Below are 19676 nucleotides of genomic sequence, written 5' to 3'. Positions count from 1 at the left end.
GACTACTCCCCGTACAGGATTACCGTGACCTCTCTGGGGCCGTGCACCCCGATTGTAAGGACTCTTTCTATATCAGCCGTCCGACTGGGCCCGGTGATAAAAGCAACGTAGGCACCGGGTCTTTGCAGCATCTCTTCCAACAAGGATTCGACTTCGGGAAGTTCCGAATAGAGGGTGGAAGAAGGCATAAGAATGAAATGACGATCGGCCAGCATGGATGCCAGCCTCACGTCCTCGGAAGTGCTTTCAATAACGACGGTACCCGTTTCGGAGATGCCCGCATGACCCGGCGTTACTGCAACCGAAAACCCGGGCAAAAGATCTCTTACAGAACCGACATGGCACTTTATACCTTCGTCGGAGAGACGTCGCTCGATTAAACTCGTGGTCTCGCCATCAAAGCCGCTGATTACAACAGGAGCGGCTTCTCCTATACAATCGACCAATTTATCACAGGCCTCAATCAGACTGCCGGTAACCAACACCTCACACTGAACCGCCCCTGCCCTCGATACAAACCTTTCAATCAAAGAAGTTCCTGCCATGGCCTGCTCCTTGTTGCGGTCTTTAGTGGAAGAACAGAGAAGGCAGCCAGGTAACGGTTTGAGGAAAAAGGATTATCGCAATCAACCCCAGGATCTGCAATCCCACGAAAGGCAGAATTCCCTTATAAATGGTCATCATATTATATTCCTTTGGGGCTACTCCTGCAAAATAAAAGAGCGCATATCCGAAGGGCGGAGTAAGGAAGGAGGTCTGAAGGTTGACGCACATGAGCATTGAAAACCAAAGGGGGTCAAAATCAAGCTCCATAGCTATGGGCATAAAAATGGGAACGGTTACAAGAAGAATTGCTGCCCAGTCGATAAACATGCCCATGATAAAGACGATTGCCATCATTATGAAAAGAACCACCCACCTGTTAAGACCGCTCCCTATGAGAAAATCCGCAACGACATCTCCACCACCCATGCTCAGGAAAACGGTGCTGAAGCATTTACCCCCGATAAACAGCATCATAACCATACAGGTTGTACGAAGAGTGGCTACAGAGGAATCTTTCAGCATCTTCCAGTTCACGGCTCTATTGAAAAGGGCCAGCAGGAAAGCCCCCAGGACCCCCATACCTGCCGCTTCCGTGGGTGTGGCAATTCCGAGAAGGATCGTGCCCATTACGAGAAAGATAAGGGCCAGAGGCGGGACCATGGACTTAAGAGTCATGGCCCACTTCTGAGCCGTCGTATATCTGGACGCCTCTTCCTTTGATATAGGGGGTCCCAGTGACGGATTGAGAGCACAGCGTATGAATATGTAAATGAAATAAAGCGACGACAGGATCAGGCCCGGAATTACCGCACCGGCAAAAAGGTTTCCCACGGAGGTTTCCTTAAGCCCCGTCAGACCTCCGTAAACCACCATCATGATACTCGGGGGAATGAGAATACCGAGGGTCCCGGTGGCGCATATAATGCCGCTTGTAAGCTCCTTCTGATATCCCTTCTGCAAAAGGGCTGGAGTGGCCAGCAGGCCCATGGCAACTACCGATGCCCCGATTATGCCCGTTGTGGCGGCAAAAACCGTGCAGACCACGACTACCGCAAGCCCGAGACCACCTCTGAGACTCCCGAGAACAACGTAAAGGGCATCAAAAAGTTTTTCCGCAACCCTCGACTTATCCAGAAGCTGAGCCATGAAAATGAAAAGGGGGATCGCCACGAGAACGTAATTGTTCATGATGCCCCAGGCATTATTGACGAACATGTCAAAAAGCGCCGGGACATTAAAGCCGTTATCTATCAGGCCGAATACCGCAGCGACCCACGCCAGAGTGAAAGCCAGCGGATGGCCGAAAACGATAGCGACAATAAGGGTAGCAAACATAAGAAGGGTGAGTACTTCAGGACTCATTAACCTTACTCCCTGGATAGCTTTCGGTATTTTCGAAGATTTTCAAGAAACCTTAAGACTCCACGAAGCCAAAGAAAAAAGAAACCGAGGGCCATAAGAATCTTTATGGGATAAATCGGAGGAGCCCAGCTCGTAGAATTGAGTTCCCGCTGAAGCGTCGAAATATAGGCGAATTTAAAGGACCATATCGTGAAGAGGGTTATCACGGGAATAAACATCAGACCGTAGGTGAGCATTCCAAAAAGTGCCTGGGTTTTTTCGGAAAGACGTGAGGTTATGATGTCAACTCTGACGTGACCTTCGTAATGCTCAGTATAACCGAGCCCCAACATATAATGAATTCCGTAAAGAAAAGTTGTGGCTTCAAATCCCCAGATACTGGGAGCATTAAACAAATACCTACGAACAACTTCCTGAACGACGACCACAACAAGGGGGATGATCAAAAGAGAAGAAATCTCCCCTTCCCATACCAGCCATTTTAGAATTCTATCCGAAACGCCCTGATTCTTTTTCATAACCGGACTCCGATTAGAGAATTACCCGGGGAGAAGGACCGACCTTCTCCCCTGTGAAGCCTTATTCGGTTACTCGTCCAGACACGTAAACATCATAGGGCCAGGGAGTGGCACCGCTTCGGGCATCACGCCAGTCGGCAAACTCTTTTATAAAAGCCTCCTGGCTTTCCAGCACCTTCTTCACGTCGGGGTATTTTTCTTTGAGAGAATCCAGATACTCTTTGGTGGTCTTTCTGAAGGATATCAAAGCCTCTTTGTCCATCTTCACTATTTCTATCTTTTCCTTGAATCTTCTGATGGCTTCGGCATTCAGGCTGTTTATCCAGTTGTAGGCCCAGAGCTGCGTTTCTTTGGCGGCGATATCAACAATCCATTTCAGATCTTCAGGCAGGCTGTCCCAGGCCTTTTTGTTGAAGAACACGGCACATTGAATGCCGGGCTGATGAACGCCGGGCTGAATTGCGTACCTGGTAATTTCGTCAAATCCCATGGGGTAGTTAATAGCAGGAGATGAGAACTCTGCCGCATCAATTACGCCTCTTTCCAGAGCAAGATACACCTCACCTCCAGGGAGAGGACTTACCGATGCTCCAAGCATGTTGAGTATGTCCATGTACCAGCCCACGGTTCGGATCCTGAGTCCCTTGAAGTCTTCCATTTTTTCTGCCCGCTTGTTGGAGAAGAGGCCCATTTCCTGCCCGAGCTGTCCACAGGGAAGAGCATAGAGCCCATAGCGGCCGTAGAGTTCCTGCATCAGCTGGAGTCCGCCTTTTTCGTAGAGCCAGATGTTGTAACCTTCCCCGTCCAGGCCGAAGGGTACGGATCCGAAAGCGACGAAGGCCTCGTTCTTACCCTTCCAGTAGCCGGGCCAATCGTGGCCCACTTCAGCGGTGCCCTGGGCAACGGCGTCAAAGGTCTGCATCGCCGGGACGAGCTCTCCTGCCGAATAGGGCTTTATGTCCAGACGACCTGCCGATGCCAGACGCACGCTGTCACAGAAGTGAACGGCGATGTCGTAGAAGAGAAGCCCCTTCGACCATGGCATGACCATTTTCCATCTGAATTTCTTGTCGGAGGGTTCGAATTTAATTCTCTTTGCAATTTCGTGACGCTCATCGACACCGAACTTTTCTCTTTTTCCCGCCATAGAAGGGTTCAAACCGATGACCAAAACAAGGACCAGGGCCGTCGCCAAAGATAAAAACCTCTTCATGACCAATCCTCCTTATGGTTTAGGCTTTATGATACCCCCCTGATGGGCCAATCCCCGGGGAAGCTTATGGACATTGGCCAGATGACATTCCCAGAATTCGCAAAATCAGGTTGCGGTTAAATTGAATAGCCTATATGATGAGAAAGTGTCAAGAAGAAATTACGATGGTTTTACCATTAGGGGATTATACCTTTTGAGAGGTGTTAAGATGGCAAAGAGGGCTTTGATAGGCGACCTTGAGGCCCTTCTCGGAGCGGGTAAGGTCCTTACCGAACCCGAAGACAGGGCCGCATACTCCTACGATGCTGCCGTCGTAAAACCGGTCTTACCACTTGCGGTAGTACGGCCTGAAACGGAAGAGGAGCTGGGTAAAGTAGTGGCCTACTGCCACCGCCAGGGCATCCCCCTTACGGTTCGTGGCGCCGGAACCAATCTCAGCGGTGGAACGGTGCCTCACGAAAAGGGCATAGTAATCCTGACCGGCAAGCTGGATAAAATCGTGGAACTCAACCCTGAAGACATGTATGCAGTTGTTCAGCCCGGAGTGATCACGGCAAATTTCGCAAAAGCCGTTGAGAAAGAGGGGCTTTTCTATCCTCCGGACCCCGGAAGTCAGGCCGTATCGACCCTGGGAGGAAATGTCGCCGAGAACGCAGGCGGCCTCAGAGGGCTTAAATACGGGGTAACGAGGGACTATGTCCTGGGTCTGGAATTCTTCAGTGCCGAAGGAGACCTGATCAGGACGGGATCGAGAACCGTAAAGTGCGTATCCGGCTACAACCTTGCAGGGCTGCTGGTGGGATCGGAAGGCACACTGGGGGTTATCTCCAGGATTATTCTCAGGCTTATCCCCTACCCTGCCGCAAAAAAATCCATGATGGCCCTTTTTTCCGATCTCCGTTCAGCTTCCGAGACCGTTGCCGCCATCATAGCCGCAAGAGTGATCCCTGCAACGCTGGAGTTTATGGACAGATTTACCATCGATGCGGTGGAAAGATTCAGCCGCGCCGGCCTTCCGGGGGACATCGAAGCCATGCTACTCATCGAGGTTGACGGCCATCCGGCTCAGGTGAAAGATGAAGCCGAAAAAGTCGAAAAGATTTGCCGAGACTGTGGGGCCCTGAAGGTTCGCGTTGCGGAAAATGAGGAAGAAAGAAACAGAGTCTGGGAGGCACGACGCAGCGCCCTTTCGGCACTGGCAAAACTGAGACCCACTGTGGTTCTTGAAGATGCAACGGTTCCCAGAAGCAAAATCCCCGAGATGGTTCAGGCTATACAGGATATAGCACAGGAGTATAAAGTACAGATCGGGACCTTCGGACACGCAGGAGACGGCAACCTGCATCCAACGATTCTTACAGACAGGCGAAATCATGATGAATGGAGGAGGGTCGAAGGGGCCGTGGAAGCCATCTTTGAGGCTGCCCTTAAGCTCGGGGGAACCCTTTCCGGTGAGCACGGTATTGGTATAGCCAAAGCGCCATTCCTCCACAAAGAAGTGGGAAGGGGGTCCATCGAATACAGCAGGCGTATAAAGCGAGCTCTGGATTCACGGAATATACTCAATCCCGGAAAAATTTTGTGGCTTGAAGGTTCAGGTGGGGAGTAGCAGATGGCGTCAATAGGCAAACTGATTAAAATGCTGGAAAGCCTTGAGGACGACCTCATAGTCTGCATGAGATGCGGAATGTGCCAGTCCGTTTGTCCTCTTTACAGGGAAACCCGGCTTGAGACCGACGTAGCCCGTGGTAAGCTGGCGATTCTCGACGGGCTGAGGAAATCCCTCTTCGAAAAGCCCGACGGTGTTGCCCAGAGGTTGCATCGCTGTCTGCTCTGCGGGTCCTGTCAGGCTCAGTGCCCGAGTGGAGTAAAATCAGTTGAAATTTTTCTTAAAGCCCGGGCCATTATTTCGGAATACAGAGGTCTTTCGCCCTTAAAGCGCCTGATACTTCGAAAGATTCTTGCGGTACCGGAGCGATTTCATAGGCTTCTCGATATTATGGCCCGCTGTCAGAAACTTTTCTTTAAAGACCTGGATCCCGTTGTCGGGACCTCCTGCTCCAGAATTCCCGTCCCCCCTTTAGGCAAAAGGCACATAACCCCCCTCGCCGCTGTGCCTTTTCACGAAAAGGTCCCGGCACTTTATCGCCCGGCAACCGGGGGCATCACGGTTGCGGTGTTTACGGGATGCTTGATCGACAGGGTTTTCCCTTCCGTTGCGGAAGCTTTAATCAGAATTCTGGAAAAGGAGGGAATGGGAATACATCTTCCCGAAGGACAATCCTGTTGCGGCATTCCCGCCCTTTCTGCCGGGGATTTGAACACCTTTAAAAGCCTCGTCAGGAGAAACCTTGAGTCCTTTGCAGGAGAAGGATACGACGTGCTCGTCACGGCTTGTGCCACCTGTACGGCTGTGATAAAAGAGCTATGGCCTGTTATGATGGAGGGAGAAGGTGTTAATATCTCCGGTAAAGCAAAGAGCCTGTCGGAGAAGACCATGGATGTCACGGAGTTTCTCTTTAAATACGGGCATATGAAAAGCTCGGAGAAAAAGGCGGGTCCGCTAAAGGTTACCTACCACGATCCCTGCCATCTCAAGAAGTCTCTCGGGATATGGAAGGAACCTCGCAGGATTCTGGAATCTCTGGATCGATACAGCTTCATCGAAATGGTGGAAGCCGACTCCTGCTGTGGTCTCGGGGGAAGTTTCGGGCTCGAACACGAGGAGCTTTCAGAAAAAATCGGGCTGAAAAAGGCTCAGAGGATTATCGACACGGGAGCCGATGTGGTTGCGACGGCCTGCCCTGCCTGCATGATTCAACTGGCCGATATGCTATCGAGAACGGGAAAAGGTAAAAAGGTAAAACACGTTGTAGAACTATATGCGGAGAGCCTATGACACCATCGTCGATACCACTTAAGCCCATAAAACCCAAGAAGATTTCAGATCAGGTGTGCGATCAGCTAATGGAGTTGATATACCGCGGGTACTTAAAGCCCGGTGAGAAGCTGATGCCGGAGCGAAGTCTCGCCGAGGTTCTGGGAGTAAGTCGTCCGACGGTAAGGGAGGCCATAAACAAACTTGTTACGATGGGACTCCTTGAGCACAGGCAGGGGCAGGGAACCTTCGTTCGTCATCCTGCCAAAGCGGAGCGGAATCCCCTTTTTGAGGCTCTTGATGTGGACAACGCATCGCTTGTGGAAATCCTGGAAGTAAGAATGGGGCTTGAGTGCAATGCGGCGTCTCTGGCGGCTTTGAGGGCCGATGAAAGAGACCTCGAGTTCCTGAAAGAGAGCCTGGAAGAGATGAAGAAAGACGTGGCATCTGGCGGGCTGGGACATGAGGCAGACGTATCCTTTCACATGGCCATTTCATACGCAACCAAGAATCCGGTTCAGGTAAGGATCATGCGGAATATGTACGACATTCTGTTCTTCGGCATTAAGCAGAATCTGCAGGGTCTCTACAAAAACCCGGAGAACATCGAAATTATAATATCCCAGCACAGAGCCATCTTCGAAGCCATTCAGAGCCGTGATCCGGAACAGGCGGAAGAAGCTATGAGGCGGCACATAACCTTCGTAAGGGATTACTTCGCCAGGAGACCCACGAGCAGTTTGGCGGAATCCGAGTGATGATAGAGGGGCTGTTTTTCATATTTCTTTTTCTTGTGATAGGAGAAGCAATTTCAAAAGCGGCCGGGTTGCCCGTTCCCGGAAATGTAATCGGCATGGTGCTCCTTACCTTTGCCCTTACCAGAGGCTGGGTAAGTCTTGAAAGGGTTAGAGGAGTCGCCGAGGTTCTCGTCAAAAATATGGCCTTTCTCTTTGTCCCGCCCGGAGTGGGGCTGATGGTTTACTTTGATCTTCTCAGGAAAGAGTGGCTTGCAATTGCGGTTTCCTGGTTTCTGAGCACGCTGGTCGTGCTCGCCGTTGTGGGCTTTTTACAAAAGAGGCTCGAAGAGAGAAAGGAACGAGATGGTTAACTTCCTGGAAACTCACGCCTTTTCCGTTTTTATAACCCTTGCAGTGTTCTTTTTTGCGCAGAAAATATACCTCCGCTTTAGATATTTCTGGCTGAATCCCGTAATGCTTTCGATTATTTTTTTGATTCTATACCTGAAAGTCACGGGAATTCCGTACAAGACGTACTTCGAGGGGGGCAGAATTATCAGCTTTTTTCTGGGACCTTCGGTTGTTGCCCTTGGGGTTCCGCTTTATCTGCAGCTCGAGGAAATAAAAAAGAGGGGGACCTCCATTCTGGTTTCAATTCTTGTCGGGAGTGTGTCTGGAATTGTGAGTGCTGCAGGACTTGCCCTTATTCTCGGCGGAAGCAGGGAGGTGATTGTCTCCATTGCCCCGAAGTCCGTAACGACACCCATTGCGATGGGTATATCGGAAAAACTGGGGGGCATACCGTCTCTCACGGCGGCCATAGTCATCGCCACAGGGGTTCTTGGGGCCGTGATCGGGCCTGCTTTCCTGAGGCTTCTTGGGATAAAGAAAGGCGTTGCCTTCGGCCTTGCCATGGGATCTGCATCTCACGGAATAGGTACCGCAAGGGCTATTGAGGAGGGAGAGGTTGAAGGTGCGGCAGGAGGCCTTGCAATATGCCTCAACGGTGTTGTTACGGCCCTTCTCACGCCTATTTTCATAAAACTTTTTTCCCTTTGATTTGAGCGATTGATGTCACGGGAGCGCCTTATTGCGTGGCGATTTGTTTTTTCGGTCAGTCTGCTGGTAATAATCTGGATGGCTACCAGAAACCCCAGCGAAATCCCGCCTATCCTTTTCAGCATCGACGACTTTGCTCAGCATGCCCTAACCTTTCTCTACCTCGCCGCCGTTATGGCCCGGGCCTATCCTCCGGTACGTCACGGCCTGATATGGATATTTCTGACCTTTTACGGTATATTGATAGAGGCTATTCAGAGCCTGCTGCCCTTTCGTGAAGCCTCTGTGGTTGATCTGGCGGCTAACACGGCAGGGCTTGCTTTATTCGAAATGGTCCTCCTGACAAAAGGGATATTACTGAAGAGAAAGCGGCACTGACGGATGCATTCCCCGGTCTCCTCTTTCAGAACTTACCTCATGATCATGATTCCCGTAATTGCAGTTCATGTTATCGTAATCGGCCTTAAAGGCTATGCATATCTGAAGACGGGCTCACAGGCAATTCTCTCCGATGCTCTTGAGGGAATTATAAACGTTCTTGCCAGTTGTTTTGCGTTACTCAGTTTGTGGCTTTCCGAAAAGCCCCCTGACAAGTCCCATCCCTATGGCCACGGAAAGATAGAATATTTTTCTGTTGGCTTTGAAGGAGCCCTGATATTCTGTGCGTCTTTGCTTATCCTGCGTCAAAGCGTCCCTCGGCTCTTCGATCCACAGTCCCTTAAAGAACCCGCCGTTGGGATGTGGGTATTGACGGGGTCCATGCTGGTACAGTCCTGTGCCGTGGTAGGGCTATTTGCCGTAGCCCGGAAAACGGGTTCTGCCGTACTCAGGGCGGAAGGCCATCATATTCTTTCCGACATATTCACGACCGCGGCCGTACTGGTCGGCTTTTCGGTAGCAAGCGCATTAAAAAAACCGATCTGGGATGCGGTCGTGGCTACCGGGGTCGCATGTTTTATCCTCATAACCGGGTTCCGTCTTGTAGGACATGCCTTTTCCGGCCTAATGGACGAAACCGACCGTTCTCTCGTGGAATATATTGCGGAGTTACTCAAAGAACATCGCAAGGAATGGTGGATTGACGTACACAGGTTAAGGCTTCGAAAGGTTGGAAACCGTGTATTTGTAGATTTGCACCTGATTCTTCCCAGAAACTTCCATTTATGGCAGGCTCACATGGAAGCCCTTACGGTAGAAAAACTCCTTAAGGATAATGTACCCTACCCTGTTGACGTGGTAATTCATCTGGATCCCTGTAAATCGCCCGATTGCAGGATATGTCGGAAATATGATTGTGAATTTCGTATGGAGCCTCAACGGGCCAGCGTATATTGGGACGGGAATACAATTATGTCCGATTCGGAACCCGAAAGGGTGGAGGAGGCGTAGTGAGAGCACATCCCATTTACTTCATTGGAGCAGGCCCGGGAGACCCGGAGCTCATAACCGTGAAAGGAAAACGCATTCTGGAGACGGCAGACCGAATCGTTTATGCGGGATCTCTGGTGTCTGCAGAAATGCTTAAGTGGGCAAAAGACGGGGCTGAACTCATAGACAGTGCGCCCCTGACGCTGGAGCAAACTCACGGCCTACTCGTGGAAGGTTACAGGAAAGGTCTTATGGTGGCAAGGCTTCATTCGGGAGATCCCGGTCTTTACGGGGCGATACACGAGCAGATGGTATTGCTGGATGCCGAGGGCATTCCCTATGAGGTTGTCCCCGGTGTATCGGCCGTCTTTGCCGCAGCGGCGGCATTGAAAAGGGAACTGACCCTTCCGGAAATATCCCAGACCCTCATAATAACAAGAAAAAGCGGGAAAACGCCCGTACCGGAGAGGGAATCTCTCGCGTCTCTGGCTTCTCACCGCGCCACCGTGGCTCTTTATTTAAGCGTTCATGCCATAGAGGACGTTGTAGCGGAGCTTTTGAAGCATTACCCCGAAAACACGCCGGTGGTAGTGGCTCACAGGGTTAGCTGGCCAGACGAATCCTTTATTTTCGGCACCCTGGCCGACATTGCCGAGAGGGTAAAAAAAGCCGGGATACGCAGGCAGGCTCTCATACTGGTAGGTGAATCATTTGCAGAAGAACGCCCCGGAAAGCGTTCCCGCCTTTATGCTCCGGATTTTTCACACGGATTCAGAAAGTCGAGAGGCTCTTCGGCATGAGTAAATCCGGTAAAGCCTCCGTTGCCGTTCTGTCGCTTACCCGAAGGGGAGCAAAGCTGGCACTCCGCATAAGCAGACTAATTGACGGAGCCACGTGTTTCATTCCTGAAAGGTTATCCGGAGAGGTGCTAGTAGATGAGACCCAGGGGGTTAGCTTTTTCGACGACTTCCGCGAGGTCTTTAATAAAGTATGGAACTCTTTCGAGGTTATCGTCTGCATAATGGCAACAGGTATCGTGGTGAGAACGGTTGCTCCGCTTTTGAGATCGAAAATGGAGGACCCCGCCGTAATTGTGGTGGACGAAGCGGGTAACTATGCAATAAGTCTTCTTTCCGGTCACGTAGGCGGAGCCAACAGATGGACGGTTGAGATCGCCGACCTTATCGGCGCCACACCGGTGATCACAACCGCATCCGATGTTTCCGGCAAAAGGTCTCTGGACTTGACGGCTATCGAGAAGGGGCTTGAGATCGACAGGAAAGAATTGTTGCCTACCCTTATGGTCAGGTTGCTTGATGGAGAGCGGGTATGGATTTTTGATCCGGAGGACAGGATTTATCCCGGACTTTCAGCAGATTATCCAAATCTGGTAAAAGTCGATTCCCTTGAGGGCGGTGGTTCGTCGTATGGAATCTGGGTATGCGAGGAAAAACCACCGGAAGATGCGGCCTGTGTTGCGCTTTATCCTCGAAACTTAATTGTGGGGATAGGGTGTAATAGAGGCACTTCTGCCGAGGAGATCATAAAAGCCGTAACGGACGTCTTCGATGAGCACCGCCTCGCACTCTCGGCGATACTTTATTTTGCCTCCGTTGATCTTAAGTCCCGGGAACCGGGCCTGCTAGATGCGGTAAGGTTTTTCGGGCGGGACATCCTTTTTCACGGCCCTGAGCTTCTTGAAAGGATACGGGTACCCAATCCATCTGAAGTGGTTAAACGTTACGTAGGAGTGTCAAGCGTATGCGAAGCATCGGTTCTGGCATCAAACCCTCGGGCTCGTCTGATCGTCACGAAGAAAAAAAGGGGAAACGTAACGGTAGCGATCGGAAAGGCGAGCTCTATCTGGTGAGTCTGGGTCCCGGATTTCCGGAGTACATGATACCGGAAGCCCGGGAAGCTCTTGACTCAAGTGATCTCATAGTGGGTTATTCAACTTACGTATCCCTTATAAAGCCCCTCTATCCCGACAAAACCTTCCTGGTCAAGGGAATGCGGCAGGAGCTTCAACGAGTTCTGATGGCCATAGAAGAAGCCAGAAAGGGAAAGCGGGTGTCTCTGGTTTCCGGAGGGGATGTCGGGATATACGGGATGGCCGGGCTGGTATTTGACGTATGCAGGAAAGAAGACATAGCGGTGGCTCCTTTCGGATACCCGGAGACGGATCGAGAGTCTCAGGAGTGGGAATTAAGCGTGAGAATTGTTCCGGGGGTATCGGCCCTTAATGCTGCCGCCGCCGTCCTAGGCGCTCCGCTGATGCATGACTTCGCAACTATAAGCCTGAGCGACCATCTTACGCCCTGGTCCTTAATAGAAAAAAGGATTCACGCTGCTGCAATGGCAGACTTCGTTATAGTTTTTTATAATCCCCGGAGCAAAACCAGGCCGAAGCTTCTGGATAAAGCCCTTTCGATTGTTCTTGAGTACAGATCACCGGAAACCCCGGCAGGAATTGTAAAGAGAGCCATGAGAGATGGACAGGAGAGAATTATTACAAAACTTGAATCAATTGTCACAAAAGATATTGACATGCAAACCATTCTTATTATAGGAAACGCCCGCACTTATGTGTGGCGGGGGTGGATGGTTACCCCCAGAGGGTATGATGAAAAGTATCTGGTATAACAAAATATACGTTTGCCTGTTTCTGCCGATAGCATTTTTTTATTCGTGCTCTCAAGAAGTCGTGGAAGTCGGATGTGTGGGCACTTACTCCGGATCCTATTCTGATCTGGGGGTTGAGGTTCGAAACGGGGTCCGACTTGCCGAAGAGGAAATAAACGCCGACGCGAAACGTTACGGCTTTAAAGTAAAGGTCTATTACATCGACGATGAAGGTACCGAGGAGGGGGTACGGAAAGCCGCCGAGTTGCTCATCAGAAGGAATGTGCGGGTCATAATAGGTCCCGTCCTGAGCACCCTGACCGGATCGATCATACCCCGGGTCTGTAAGCAGAATACGATATGGATAAGCCCTGTGGTGTCGTCTTCAGAGTTTACCGGACAGAAAGACTGCTTCTTCAGAACCATTTCTGACTCTTCAACCAGAGCAACAAAGCTTGCCGAATACATAAAGAAGAGATTTTCACCTGTGCGCCTTTGTGTGGTCATAGACCAGGGAAACAGGACCTACACGGAAGACTTTGCCCGTCACTTCTTCAAGGCTCTTGGCCTGGAATTGAAGAACCACCCGTGCTTGTACAGACTTGAAGAGCACCCTTCGTTACATACCAACAGCGTTATAGGAATCCTGAATCATCTAATCCCCTACCACCCCGATGCAGTTCTCCTTGCCACATCGGCGCTGGACACGGCAATTGTTGCGAGAAGTCTTATAGACAATCTGCCTCAGGTCGTTATAGCCGCTCCTCTCTGGGCCAAAACCGGTGCCTTTTTGTCGGCCTTCGGTCTTTCGGACTCAAAGATATTCTTTGAAGATATCGAACCCGGTAACCAATCCCCGGATTTAAAAGAATTTCTGCTTCGCTATGAAACCCGCTATGGATTTCCGCCATCCTTTGCGGCCGTGCAGGGTTACGACACCATGAAAGTCGTTGCCGCTGCAGTGATGCAATCGCGAACTCGAGGCTCCGAATTAGAAACGGAACTCTCAAAAATAGAAAACTTCCCCGGCCTCCTTTCGCCTATCTCGATAGACGAATACGGAGACGCCCGGAGACCTACTTTCATATATTCCGTTTGCCGCGGAAAATTCTGTGAGGAAGGAGTGTAGAACCAAAACTCATGGAGGGAATACAGAAGAGGCAAACTCTGGAGTCGATAGTCAGAAAAAAGCTTTTTGCCAACGTATTTGTTCCCCTCATATTATTATCGATTCTTGCAAACCTCATCTATTTCGCCCTGGCCTACAAACAGTTCAGAAGACAGCACATTATTCTGACCACAATAGGAATAGGCTTTTTACAGGAGCACATCAACAGCATCTGCAGGCTACTGGCATCGATATCAGGACAATCGGCAGAAGGTGATATAGAGGGATATCTTTACACCAATAAATTTCTGGAGTTTCAGCAGGTTTTAAGAAATGTTATTATATACGATCCTGCCAACGACCGGGCGAGCCGGATTTATCCCGTCTATTCTGCCAGAGTTTACGGCCTTCCGGCGGTCAACCACTTTTCCAGACTAGTAAAAAGCAGAGGTCTTGATGGGGTATGTTATGTATCACCACCCTATTATTCGCCCTATTCGGGATCTGTCACAGTGGCTTTTGCATCAAGGAACGGAAGCGATATAGTCATAGGAGAAGCAAAGCTTGAACAGATGCTGAAGATAAACGTTCTTTCTCATGCCTTTAAGGACACCCTGCTTTTCATTACCGACAGATTCGGAAATGTGATAGTGCATCCGGATATAAAACTTGTGGAACGACGTGAGAACTTCGCCCATGAAGCATGGTTTCGCAGTGCAAAGAAAGATCCCAGGGGAGTGCATATCGCCATACATCAGGGGCGATGGTATATAATTGCGGGTCTCACGGATGCCTTCTCGGGATGGTGGTGCTTTGCGGCAACTCCGCTTTCGTCTATCCTTTTGCCCTATTTGAAGATGCAGCTCATCATCCTGTTTGCCTGCGTAACCTTCTGTACCGCGATTTTCTACTTAACAAGGCGGTGGTTGCTCAAAACGGTCGTACAGCCCGTAGAAAACCTGGCCCGGGAAGTAAGGTCCATGACAAGCACACGGGAGGATTTGCTGGAACGAGTAGGTGAAGGAGAAAGCCGCTACAGCTCCATTTCAGAAATAGACATCTGCTTCAGAACAATTGCTTCTACGGTGGAACGGCTAACACTTCAGGAGCAGGCTCTGGCGGAAAGTGAAGAAAGATTTCGTGCAATAGCCGAGCACGCCCCGGTAGCTCTTGGAATTTTCCAGGATAACGTCTTTATATATTCTAACACAGAAGCCCAGAGACTGACCGGTTACACACCTGAAGAATTGCAAAATATCGAAGTTTGGGAACTGGTACATCCCGACTACAGAGAGCAGGTAAAAGAAAGGATTTTAATACGCCAGACCATGAAGGCGGCTCCCATTCATTATGATGCGTTACCGGTGGTGGTTAAAGATGGCGATATGAAGTGGTTTCGTGTGTCCGTGGGGTCTGTTGAGGTCTCAGGCCGTCCCGCCGGTCTTCTTGTAGCCGTGGATGTAACTTCCCAGGTCCTGGCCGTTAGAGAGAAATTCGAGTACGAGAAGAAATTCCGGCATATGCAGCGCCTGGAAGCCGTTGGAGTTCTGGCGGGGGGTATTGCTCACGAGTTCAACAACCTTTTGCACGGAATAGTCCTGAACGTCGATATACTGAAAAGCCGCCTTAGAGATCGGCCTGAATTCAAAGACTACCTGGAAAACCTCTATCATCTTACCAGGAGAGGCTCGAAACTGGTTCGGGGGCTTCTTACATACAGCAGAAAGCAAAGAGCAGACCGGGAAATAGTCTCCGCTCACGACGAAATCCGTCGAATTATGACCATATCCCGGGCTTCCTTCCCTAAAAATATTGCCCTGGAAGAACATCTCGACGCCGAAGATGATCGAATTGTTGCAGAAACAGGCCAGGTGGAGCAGATAGTGATGAATCTGGTCAGCAACGCAAAGGATGCCATTGGGGACAGATCGGGCCGCATAGCGGTCAAAACCAGGCGCATCTTTCTCGACAGACCACAAACCTTCGGTCTTTCAACTCAGGGCTTTTACCTTCGTATAGACGTGGAAGATGATGGCCCGGGTATGGCGCCTCACGTGAAAGAGAGAATATTCGATCCCTTCTTCACCACCAAAGAAGTGGGAAGAGGAACGGGGCTTGGTCTTTCGGTTATACTGGGTATTGTTGAAAGCCTGGGAGGAAGAATCTTTTGCGAAAGCGAGGTCGGCAGAGGCACTACCTTCACGGTTTTGTTGCCTTCTGCGGAAAAGGAGGCAACAGAGAAGACGGAAAAAGACAAAGAAGATCGAGAAGAAGGAACTTCTCACGAAACGAAACCCTTGTCGTTGCTTATGATAGACGATGAAGAGATTTTTGGATCACTCGTGAAAGAATTCTTTGAACAGAAGGGGCACAAGGTTCACTACTATCCCAGAGCGGAATCGGCTCTTGAATTCCTGGAAAACTCTGAAGAGAAGCCCGACCTCATAATACTGGACCTCGGTCTTCCGGGAATGGGAGGGCGAGAATGCCTGAACATATTGAAAACGAAATACCCGGATATTCCGGTAATTGTCGCCAGCGGGTATATATCCCATGATGTGATAAAAAACTACAGGGCCTATGGAGCGTCGGCATGTCTTTCAAAGCCTTTCACCGTGGATAAACTACTGGAGACGATAAGAGAGATCCTTCCGGCCTTCAAGGGTTAACTCGTCACACCCTCCAGTGCATCCAGGGACTTCAGCAGCCTTTCCATGTCGGGAGGCAAAGGTGCCTGCCATTCGAGAATCTCTCCGGAAACCGGATGTTTCAATCGGAGCATTCGAGCGTGAAGCATCTGCCTTTTTATGTCCTTCAGAAGATCCTTGAATGCGAAGTCAGTCAGTCGGTTAACCCTTCTTTCATGGCGGCAGTAGAGAGGATCCCCTACAATGGGGTGATGTATGTAAGCCATGTGGACTCTTATTTGATGAGTCCTCCCCGTAATGGGCTTTACCGAAAGGAGTGATACCTCCTTCCATGTCTTTAAAACCTTCCATTTAGTAACCGCTTCACGGCCGTTTTGGGTTACGGCCATTTTTTTTCTTTCCCGGGGATGCCTGTTTATAAGAGTACTCACGGTTCCGGTTTCTTCCGGAGGAACACCCCAGACCAACGCGAGATATTCTTTTTGAACGGTTCGGCCTTCAAACTGCTTTACGAGTTCCCAATAGGCCCTATCCGTTCTCGCAACGATCATTACTCCCGTGGTATTTTCGTCGAGGCGATGCACGATCCCGGGTCGTTCCGGTGCACCTACGGAGGCCAGACTCCCATAACGGTAGAGCAGTGCGTGGACAAGGGATACACTTTCCTTCCCCGCTCCTGGATGGACTACCATTCCGGCAGGTTTATTAACCACGACGATATGTTCGTCTTCATAGAGCACATCAAGGGGAACCGGAACGGGGACCACTATCGGTTCATCGGCACCATCGGGCTCGGGAATTTCAACCTCCACCAGATCTCCCGGTTTTACGCAATAGGCCGATTTCCTGGCCGAACCGCAAACCCTGACAAAACCCTGCTTGATCAGCTTCTGAACGAAGCCGCGAGAGTAGCCCTCAAGCCGTCCAACCAGGAGTGAATCCAGCCGAATGCCGGCTTCTTCGGGCGTAACCCTGAAGGTTTCCGTAGAGCTGGCCATCAATCAGTGCTGCCGTCCGTCCTGCACGCTCTTCAGAGTTGTAAAAATCATTCTGCCGCCGGGAGTTTGAAGCACGCTCGTTACTGCCGCTTCGACTTCCTGCCCCAGATACTTGCTGGCGTTTTCCACCACCACCATTGTGCCGTCTTCCAGATAGGCGATCCCCTGCCCTTCTTCACGACCTTCTTTAAGTATCTGCAGTCTGAGGGTTTCTCCCGGAAGAACCTGGGGCCTCATGGCATGGGCCAGCCTGTGCATGTTAAGCACCTGAATACCGTGCAGTTCTGCAACCTTTGCAAGATTGTAATCGTTTGTCAGAATCTTTGCATTCAGCTTTTCTGCAAGAGACACCAGCATGCTGTCAACGTCCTGACCGCTCTGCACGGCCTGTTTATCTATACGCACATCCATGTGAGGCATATCCTGAAGACGCTTCAGTACCTCAAGACCACGCCTCCCTTTGGCTTTTCTCAACTGGTCCTGACTGTCGGCAATGTGCTGAAGCTCCTGAAGCACGAACTCCGGCACAATAAGAGGCCCTTCGATAAAACCGGCCTCTGCCACATCGGCTATTCGGCCGTCTATTATCACACTGGTATCCAAAATCTTGGGCGAAGCGGCTTTTCCGGTTATCCTGCCAAACCACGGAAGGCCTGTCGTGAGTTCGGCAAACTTAATACTGCCCAGAACCGTTCCGATGTAACCGAAAATACAGGACAATACCACATAAACACTGACCTGAACGGTTGGATTTTGCAGGCTCGTGAAACTTCCCCCAATAAGACGTGCTACGAAAAGACCGAGAATAAGACCAAAAGTGCCTCCCAGGATAACCTTAAGGGGTATCATTCTGATGACTTTTTCTAAAGCCAGCACAATACCGCCGAAAAGAATACCAAACCCTGCACCCCACCATTTCGCCCAGGTATAGCCGGAAAAGACGTTTATCTGAGAAGCAATGAAGTATCCCCCAAGGGCACAGACGATCACTATGAGAATCTTAACGGACAGCCACAACCACCGTACTCCCATGAACTCACCCCTTTACCGGTTCTTTTCCCTTTCGATCATTCGTTATTGAAGCACTCATAAAGTCTTCTTTCAATTTCCTCTTCCGGTTCGTTTACAACAATCGAGATCTCCTTAACAAGAAACGCCTTGGCCGTCTCCAGCATCTTCCGCTCACCAAAGGATAAAGTTTTATCTTCCTTCAGCAAATTCAGATCACGGAAAACTTCAGCCAAATCCAGAATGGACCCGGATTTAACCTTTTCCATGTATTCCCTGTACCTCTTGTTCCATGTAGAAGCACTAACCGAAACCTCCTTTTTCTTCAGAATTTCAAAGACCCTGGGAATTACTCCAGGATCAACCAGTCCTCTGACTCCAACATTTTCGGCGTTCTGGACGGGAACCATTATTCTGGTATCCGTTTCAAGTATCCTTAACACATAAAAATCCTGCCTGGACCCATCTATAGATTTACCCTGAATTGCTTCTATCTTCCCTATCCCGTGAGCGGGATAAAACACCAGATCTCCTTCCTTGAACATAATTCTACCGACCCCCTTCTCCAATCTTAACTTTTAATTTTTTAATCTAACATTTGAAGGCAGATGAGCAAAGACCGATTTCCTGGAAGAAAAGAGAAGAAATATCCGGAGGTTAACGCCGATCCGCCAAACCCATCTGCTGCCTCAGGCTACACAGGCTGCAAAGAGACCTGTAGCTGGGATAACCGCAACCTTCGCATCTGGCCTGGGGGTTTTCGGGTGGTGGGAAGGTTCGTTTTTTGAGGTAGTTTAATAAGAAATCTCTTTTGGTGCCCGGCATTTTTTCTTCCAGAAACTCCAGAGCTTCCTGAAACACGTGACTTGTTGCGCCCCGGGAAAAGGGACAGCTTCCACCGAAGAAGTCTATCCCCCGTACCCTGCAGTATATTCTTATTTCAGCGGCTTCAACCCTGAAGAGGGGCTTGATTTTTCCCGGAATCATGTCACCGATGGGAGGAAGGTAAGGATAGGCTTTCTCAATATATTGATCCCTGTGCCTGACGATGTTTCCGAGAAGCCTCGCCGCCTCATCATCTAGGTTATGCCCCGTAGCAACGTGGCGAAATCCTTCTCTGGCCGCTATTCTTCCCAGAAGATGCCGCTTTATAGTCCCGCAGACGGCGCAAATTACTCTTCTGGATCGTCTTTCGATCTCGGGAAGGCTCATACCGAATTCGTCCTTGAGACTGAAGATAGAAAGGGGAAGTCCAAAACGACCCGAGAAATTTTCCACGGCCCGGCGTGATGCTTCCGAAAATTCAGGGATCCCGAGGTCCAGATGAACTCCCTTCGTTTCGTAGCCCAGTTCGCTCAGTACGAGCCAGGTGGCCAGAGAATCCTTGCCACCTGACACCGCGACCATGATCCTTTCTCCCCGCCTGAAGGGGAAAAGCCTCATAGCTCTTTTTACGGCAGTGCGAAAAAAATGGAGAAAACAATCCTCGCAGAAGTTGGCGTGATGAGCCGGTAGATGGATGACGGCCCGTTCCCTGCACCGCGTGCACTTGCTTTTTGCCGGCAGTTCCCCATAGCTTGGTCTGTCAGGCTTTCTACCCATAGATTTCAC

General features: G+C 50.3%; 20 protein-coding genes. 12 read left to right on the top strand and 8 right to left on the bottom strand.

The window, feature by feature from the left end; genetic code table 11:
* Positions 1–2: 2 nt before the first annotated feature.
* The 4 genes from BM091_RS13240 to BM091_RS13225 form a co-directional block, all read right to left on the bottom strand.
* The gene (locus BM091_RS13240) at positions 3–545 is read right to left on the bottom strand and encodes a LutC/YkgG family protein (RefSeq protein ID WP_093396457.1); all 543 of its coding nucleotides are present in this window, start codon (positions 543–545) and stop codon (positions 3–5) included.
* A gap of 22 nt (positions 546–567) precedes the next feature.
* On the bottom strand, positions 568–1908 hold the full coding sequence (locus BM091_RS13235; protein ID WP_093396456.1) for a TRAP transporter large permease: 1341 nt from the start codon (positions 1906–1908) through the stop codon (positions 568–570).
* 5 nt (positions 1909–1913) lie between these two features.
* Positions 1914–2426: a TRAP transporter small permease subunit gene (locus tag BM091_RS13230; RefSeq protein WP_093396454.1), complete on the bottom strand. Its 513-nt coding sequence runs from the start codon at positions 2424–2426 to the stop codon at positions 1914–1916.
* Between the two features lie 61 nt (positions 2427–2487).
* Complete coding sequence (locus tag BM091_RS13225) at positions 2488–3639, bottom strand: TRAP transporter substrate-binding protein (protein ID WP_093396453.1); 1152 nt, start codon at positions 3637–3639, stop codon at positions 2488–2490.
* 208 nt (positions 3640–3847) lie between these two features.
* Here BM091_RS13225 and BM091_RS13220 point away from each other — a divergent pair, with 208 nt between their 5' ends.
* Genes BM091_RS13220 through BM091_RS13165 form a run of 12 tightly spaced genes read left to right on the top strand, consistent with a single transcriptional unit; the run spans position 3848 to position 16080 of the window.
* Positions 3848–5248 (top strand): FAD-binding oxidoreductase, encoded by a 1401-nt coding sequence (locus tag BM091_RS13220; protein WP_093396451.1) that lies wholly within the window; start codon positions 3848–3850, stop codon positions 5246–5248.
* Positions 5249–5251: 3 nt separating this feature from the next.
* The gene (locus BM091_RS13215; protein WP_093396450.1) at positions 5252–6538 is read left to right on the top strand and encodes a (Fe-S)-binding protein; all 1287 of its coding nucleotides are present in this window, start codon (positions 5252–5254) and stop codon (positions 6536–6538) included.
* On the top strand, positions 6535–7275 hold the full coding sequence (locus tag BM091_RS13210) for a FadR/GntR family transcriptional regulator (RefSeq protein ID WP_093396448.1): 741 nt from the start codon (positions 6535–6537) through the stop codon (positions 7273–7275). Before BM091_RS13215 ends, BM091_RS13210 begins: the two co-directional genes overlap by 4 nt.
* Positions 7275–7625: a CidA/LrgA family protein gene (locus BM091_RS13205; protein WP_093396447.1), complete on the top strand. Its 351-nt coding sequence runs from the start codon at positions 7275–7277 to the stop codon at positions 7623–7625. Before BM091_RS13210 ends, BM091_RS13205 begins: the two co-directional genes overlap by 1 nt.
* Positions 7618–8313, top strand: a complete 696-nt coding sequence (locus BM091_RS13200; RefSeq protein WP_093396445.1) for a CidB/LrgB family autolysis modulator — start codon at positions 7618–7620, stop codon at positions 8311–8313. Before BM091_RS13205 ends, BM091_RS13200 begins: the two co-directional genes overlap by 8 nt.
* A gap of 12 nt (positions 8314–8325) precedes the next feature.
* A complete protein-coding gene (locus tag BM091_RS13195; RefSeq protein WP_093396444.1) occupies positions 8326–8691 on the top strand; it encodes a VanZ family protein in 366 nt (121 codons plus the stop codon).
* A 3-nt stretch (positions 8692–8694) separates the two neighbouring features.
* On the top strand, positions 8695–9702 hold the full coding sequence (locus BM091_RS13190; RefSeq protein WP_093396442.1) for a cation diffusion facilitator family transporter: 1008 nt from the start codon (positions 8695–8697) through the stop codon (positions 9700–9702).
* Positions 9702–10481, top strand: coding sequence for a precorrin-4 C(11)-methyltransferase (gene cobM / locus BM091_RS13185; RefSeq protein ID WP_093396441.1), 780 nt, complete (start codon positions 9702–9704; stop codon positions 10479–10481). The genes BM091_RS13190 and cobM overlap by 1 nt, the downstream gene beginning before the upstream one ends.
* The gene (locus BM091_RS13180) at positions 10478–11551 is read left to right on the top strand and encodes a cobalt-precorrin 5A hydrolase (RefSeq protein ID WP_093396439.1); all 1074 of its coding nucleotides are present in this window, start codon (positions 10478–10480) and stop codon (positions 11549–11551) included. The genes cobM and BM091_RS13180 overlap by 4 nt, the downstream gene beginning before the upstream one ends.
* Positions 11548–12324: a precorrin-3B C(17)-methyltransferase gene (cobJ, locus tag BM091_RS13175; RefSeq protein WP_093396438.1), complete on the top strand. Its 777-nt coding sequence runs from the start codon at positions 11548–11550 to the stop codon at positions 12322–12324. The genes BM091_RS13180 and cobJ overlap by 4 nt, the downstream gene beginning before the upstream one ends.
* The gene (locus tag BM091_RS13170) at positions 12305–13432 is read left to right on the top strand and encodes an ABC transporter substrate-binding protein (protein WP_177193659.1); all 1128 of its coding nucleotides are present in this window, start codon (positions 12305–12307) and stop codon (positions 13430–13432) included. The genes cobJ and BM091_RS13170 overlap by 20 nt, the downstream gene beginning before the upstream one ends.
* A gap of 11 nt (positions 13433–13443) precedes the next feature.
* Positions 13444–16080: a hybrid sensor histidine kinase/response regulator gene (locus BM091_RS13165; protein WP_093396435.1), complete on the top strand. Its 2637-nt coding sequence runs from the start codon at positions 13444–13446 to the stop codon at positions 16078–16080.
* Here the strand turns inward: BM091_RS13165 and BM091_RS13160 are convergent.
* The 4 genes from BM091_RS13160 to BM091_RS13145 all read right to left on the bottom strand — a co-directional run bounded on the left by BM091_RS13160 (position 16077) and on the right by BM091_RS13145 (position 19667).
* Entirely contained in the window at positions 16077–17057 is a 981-nt protein-coding gene (locus BM091_RS13160) for an RluA family pseudouridine synthase (RefSeq protein WP_093396433.1), read from the bottom strand. The genes BM091_RS13165 and BM091_RS13160 overlap by 4 nt on opposite strands.
* Before the next feature lie 3 nt (positions 17058–17060).
* Positions 17061–18089, bottom strand: a complete 1029-nt coding sequence (locus BM091_RS13155) for a PIN/TRAM domain-containing protein (protein WP_093396432.1) — start codon at positions 18087–18089, stop codon at positions 17061–17063.
* A 35-nt stretch (positions 18090–18124) separates the two neighbouring features.
* Positions 18125–18610 (bottom strand): CarD family transcriptional regulator, encoded by a 486-nt coding sequence (locus BM091_RS13150; RefSeq protein ID WP_093396430.1) that lies wholly within the window; start codon positions 18608–18610, stop codon positions 18125–18127.
* Between the two features lie 112 nt (positions 18611–18722).
* A complete protein-coding gene (locus BM091_RS13145; RefSeq protein ID WP_093396428.1) occupies positions 18723–19667 on the bottom strand; it encodes a PP-loop family protein in 945 nt (314 codons plus the stop codon).
* Between the last annotated feature and the right edge of the window lie 9 nt (positions 19668–19676).

The sequence above is a fragment of the Thermodesulforhabdus norvegica genome (assembly GCF_900114975.1).
GTDB lineage: Bacteria > Desulfobacterota > Syntrophobacteria > Syntrophobacterales > Thermodesulforhabdaceae > Thermodesulforhabdus > Thermodesulforhabdus norvegica.
Note: the sequence above shows the minus strand (reverse complement) of the source record. Positions and strands in the feature narration are given on the sequence as shown.

Bases quoted from the DNA above. Each gene is read 5' to 3' on its own strand.
- BM091_RS13225 (WP_093396453.1), bottom strand. From the start codon at position 3,639: ATGAAGAGGTTTTTATCTTTGGCGACGGCCCTGGTCCTTGTTTTGGTC.
- BM091_RS13150 (WP_093396430.1), bottom strand. From the start codon at position 18,610: ATGTTCAAGGAAGGAGATCTGGTGTTTTATCCCGCTCACGGGATAGGG.
- BM091_RS13210 (WP_093396448.1), top strand. From the start codon at position 6,535: ATGACACCATCGTCGATACCACTTAAGCCCATAAAACCCAAGAAGATT.
- BM091_RS13170 (WP_177193659.1), top strand. From the start codon at position 12,305: ATGAAAAGTATCTGGTATAACAAAATATACGTTTGCCTGTTTCTGCCG.
- BM091_RS13200 (WP_093396445.1), top strand. From the start codon at position 7,618: ATGGTTAACTTCCTGGAAACTCACGCCTTTTCCGTTTTTATAACCCTT.
- BM091_RS13240 (WP_093396457.1), bottom strand. From the start codon at position 545: ATGGCAGGAACTTCTTTGATTGAAAGGTTTGTATCGAGGGCAGGGGCG.
- BM091_RS13235 (WP_093396456.1), bottom strand. From the start codon at position 1,908: ATGAGTCCTGAAGTACTCACCCTTCTTATGTTTGCTACCCTTATTGTC.
- BM091_RS13190 (WP_093396442.1), top strand. From the start codon at position 8,695: ATGCATTCCCCGGTCTCCTCTTTCAGAACTTACCTCATGATCATGATT.
- BM091_RS13155 (WP_093396432.1), bottom strand. From the start codon at position 18,089: ATGGGAGTACGGTGGTTGTGGCTGTCCGTTAAGATTCTCATAGTGATC.
- BM091_RS13195 (WP_093396444.1), top strand. From the start codon at position 8,326: ATGTCACGGGAGCGCCTTATTGCGTGGCGATTTGTTTTTTCGGTCAGT.
- BM091_RS13215 (WP_093396450.1), top strand. From the start codon at position 5,252: ATGGCGTCAATAGGCAAACTGATTAAAATGCTGGAAAGCCTTGAGGAC.
- BM091_RS13205 (WP_093396447.1), top strand. From the start codon at position 7,275: ATGATAGAGGGGCTGTTTTTCATATTTCTTTTTCTTGTGATAGGAGAA.
- BM091_RS13180 (WP_093396439.1), top strand. From the start codon at position 10,478: ATGAGTAAATCCGGTAAAGCCTCCGTTGCCGTTCTGTCGCTTACCCGA.
- BM091_RS13230 (WP_093396454.1), bottom strand. From the start codon at position 2,426: ATGAAAAAGAATCAGGGCGTTTCGGATAGAATTCTAAAATGGCTGGTA.
- BM091_RS13220 (WP_093396451.1), top strand. From the start codon at position 3,848: ATGGCAAAGAGGGCTTTGATAGGCGACCTTGAGGCCCTTCTCGGAGCG.
- BM091_RS13160 (WP_093396433.1), bottom strand. From the start codon at position 17,057: ATGGCCAGCTCTACGGAAACCTTCAGGGTTACGCCCGAAGAAGCCGGC.
- BM091_RS13165 (WP_093396435.1), top strand. From the start codon at position 13,444: ATGGAGGGAATACAGAAGAGGCAAACTCTGGAGTCGATAGTCAGAAAA.
- BM091_RS13145 (WP_093396428.1), bottom strand. From the start codon at position 19,667: ATGGGTAGAAAGCCTGACAGACCAAGCTATGGGGAACTGCCGGCAAAA.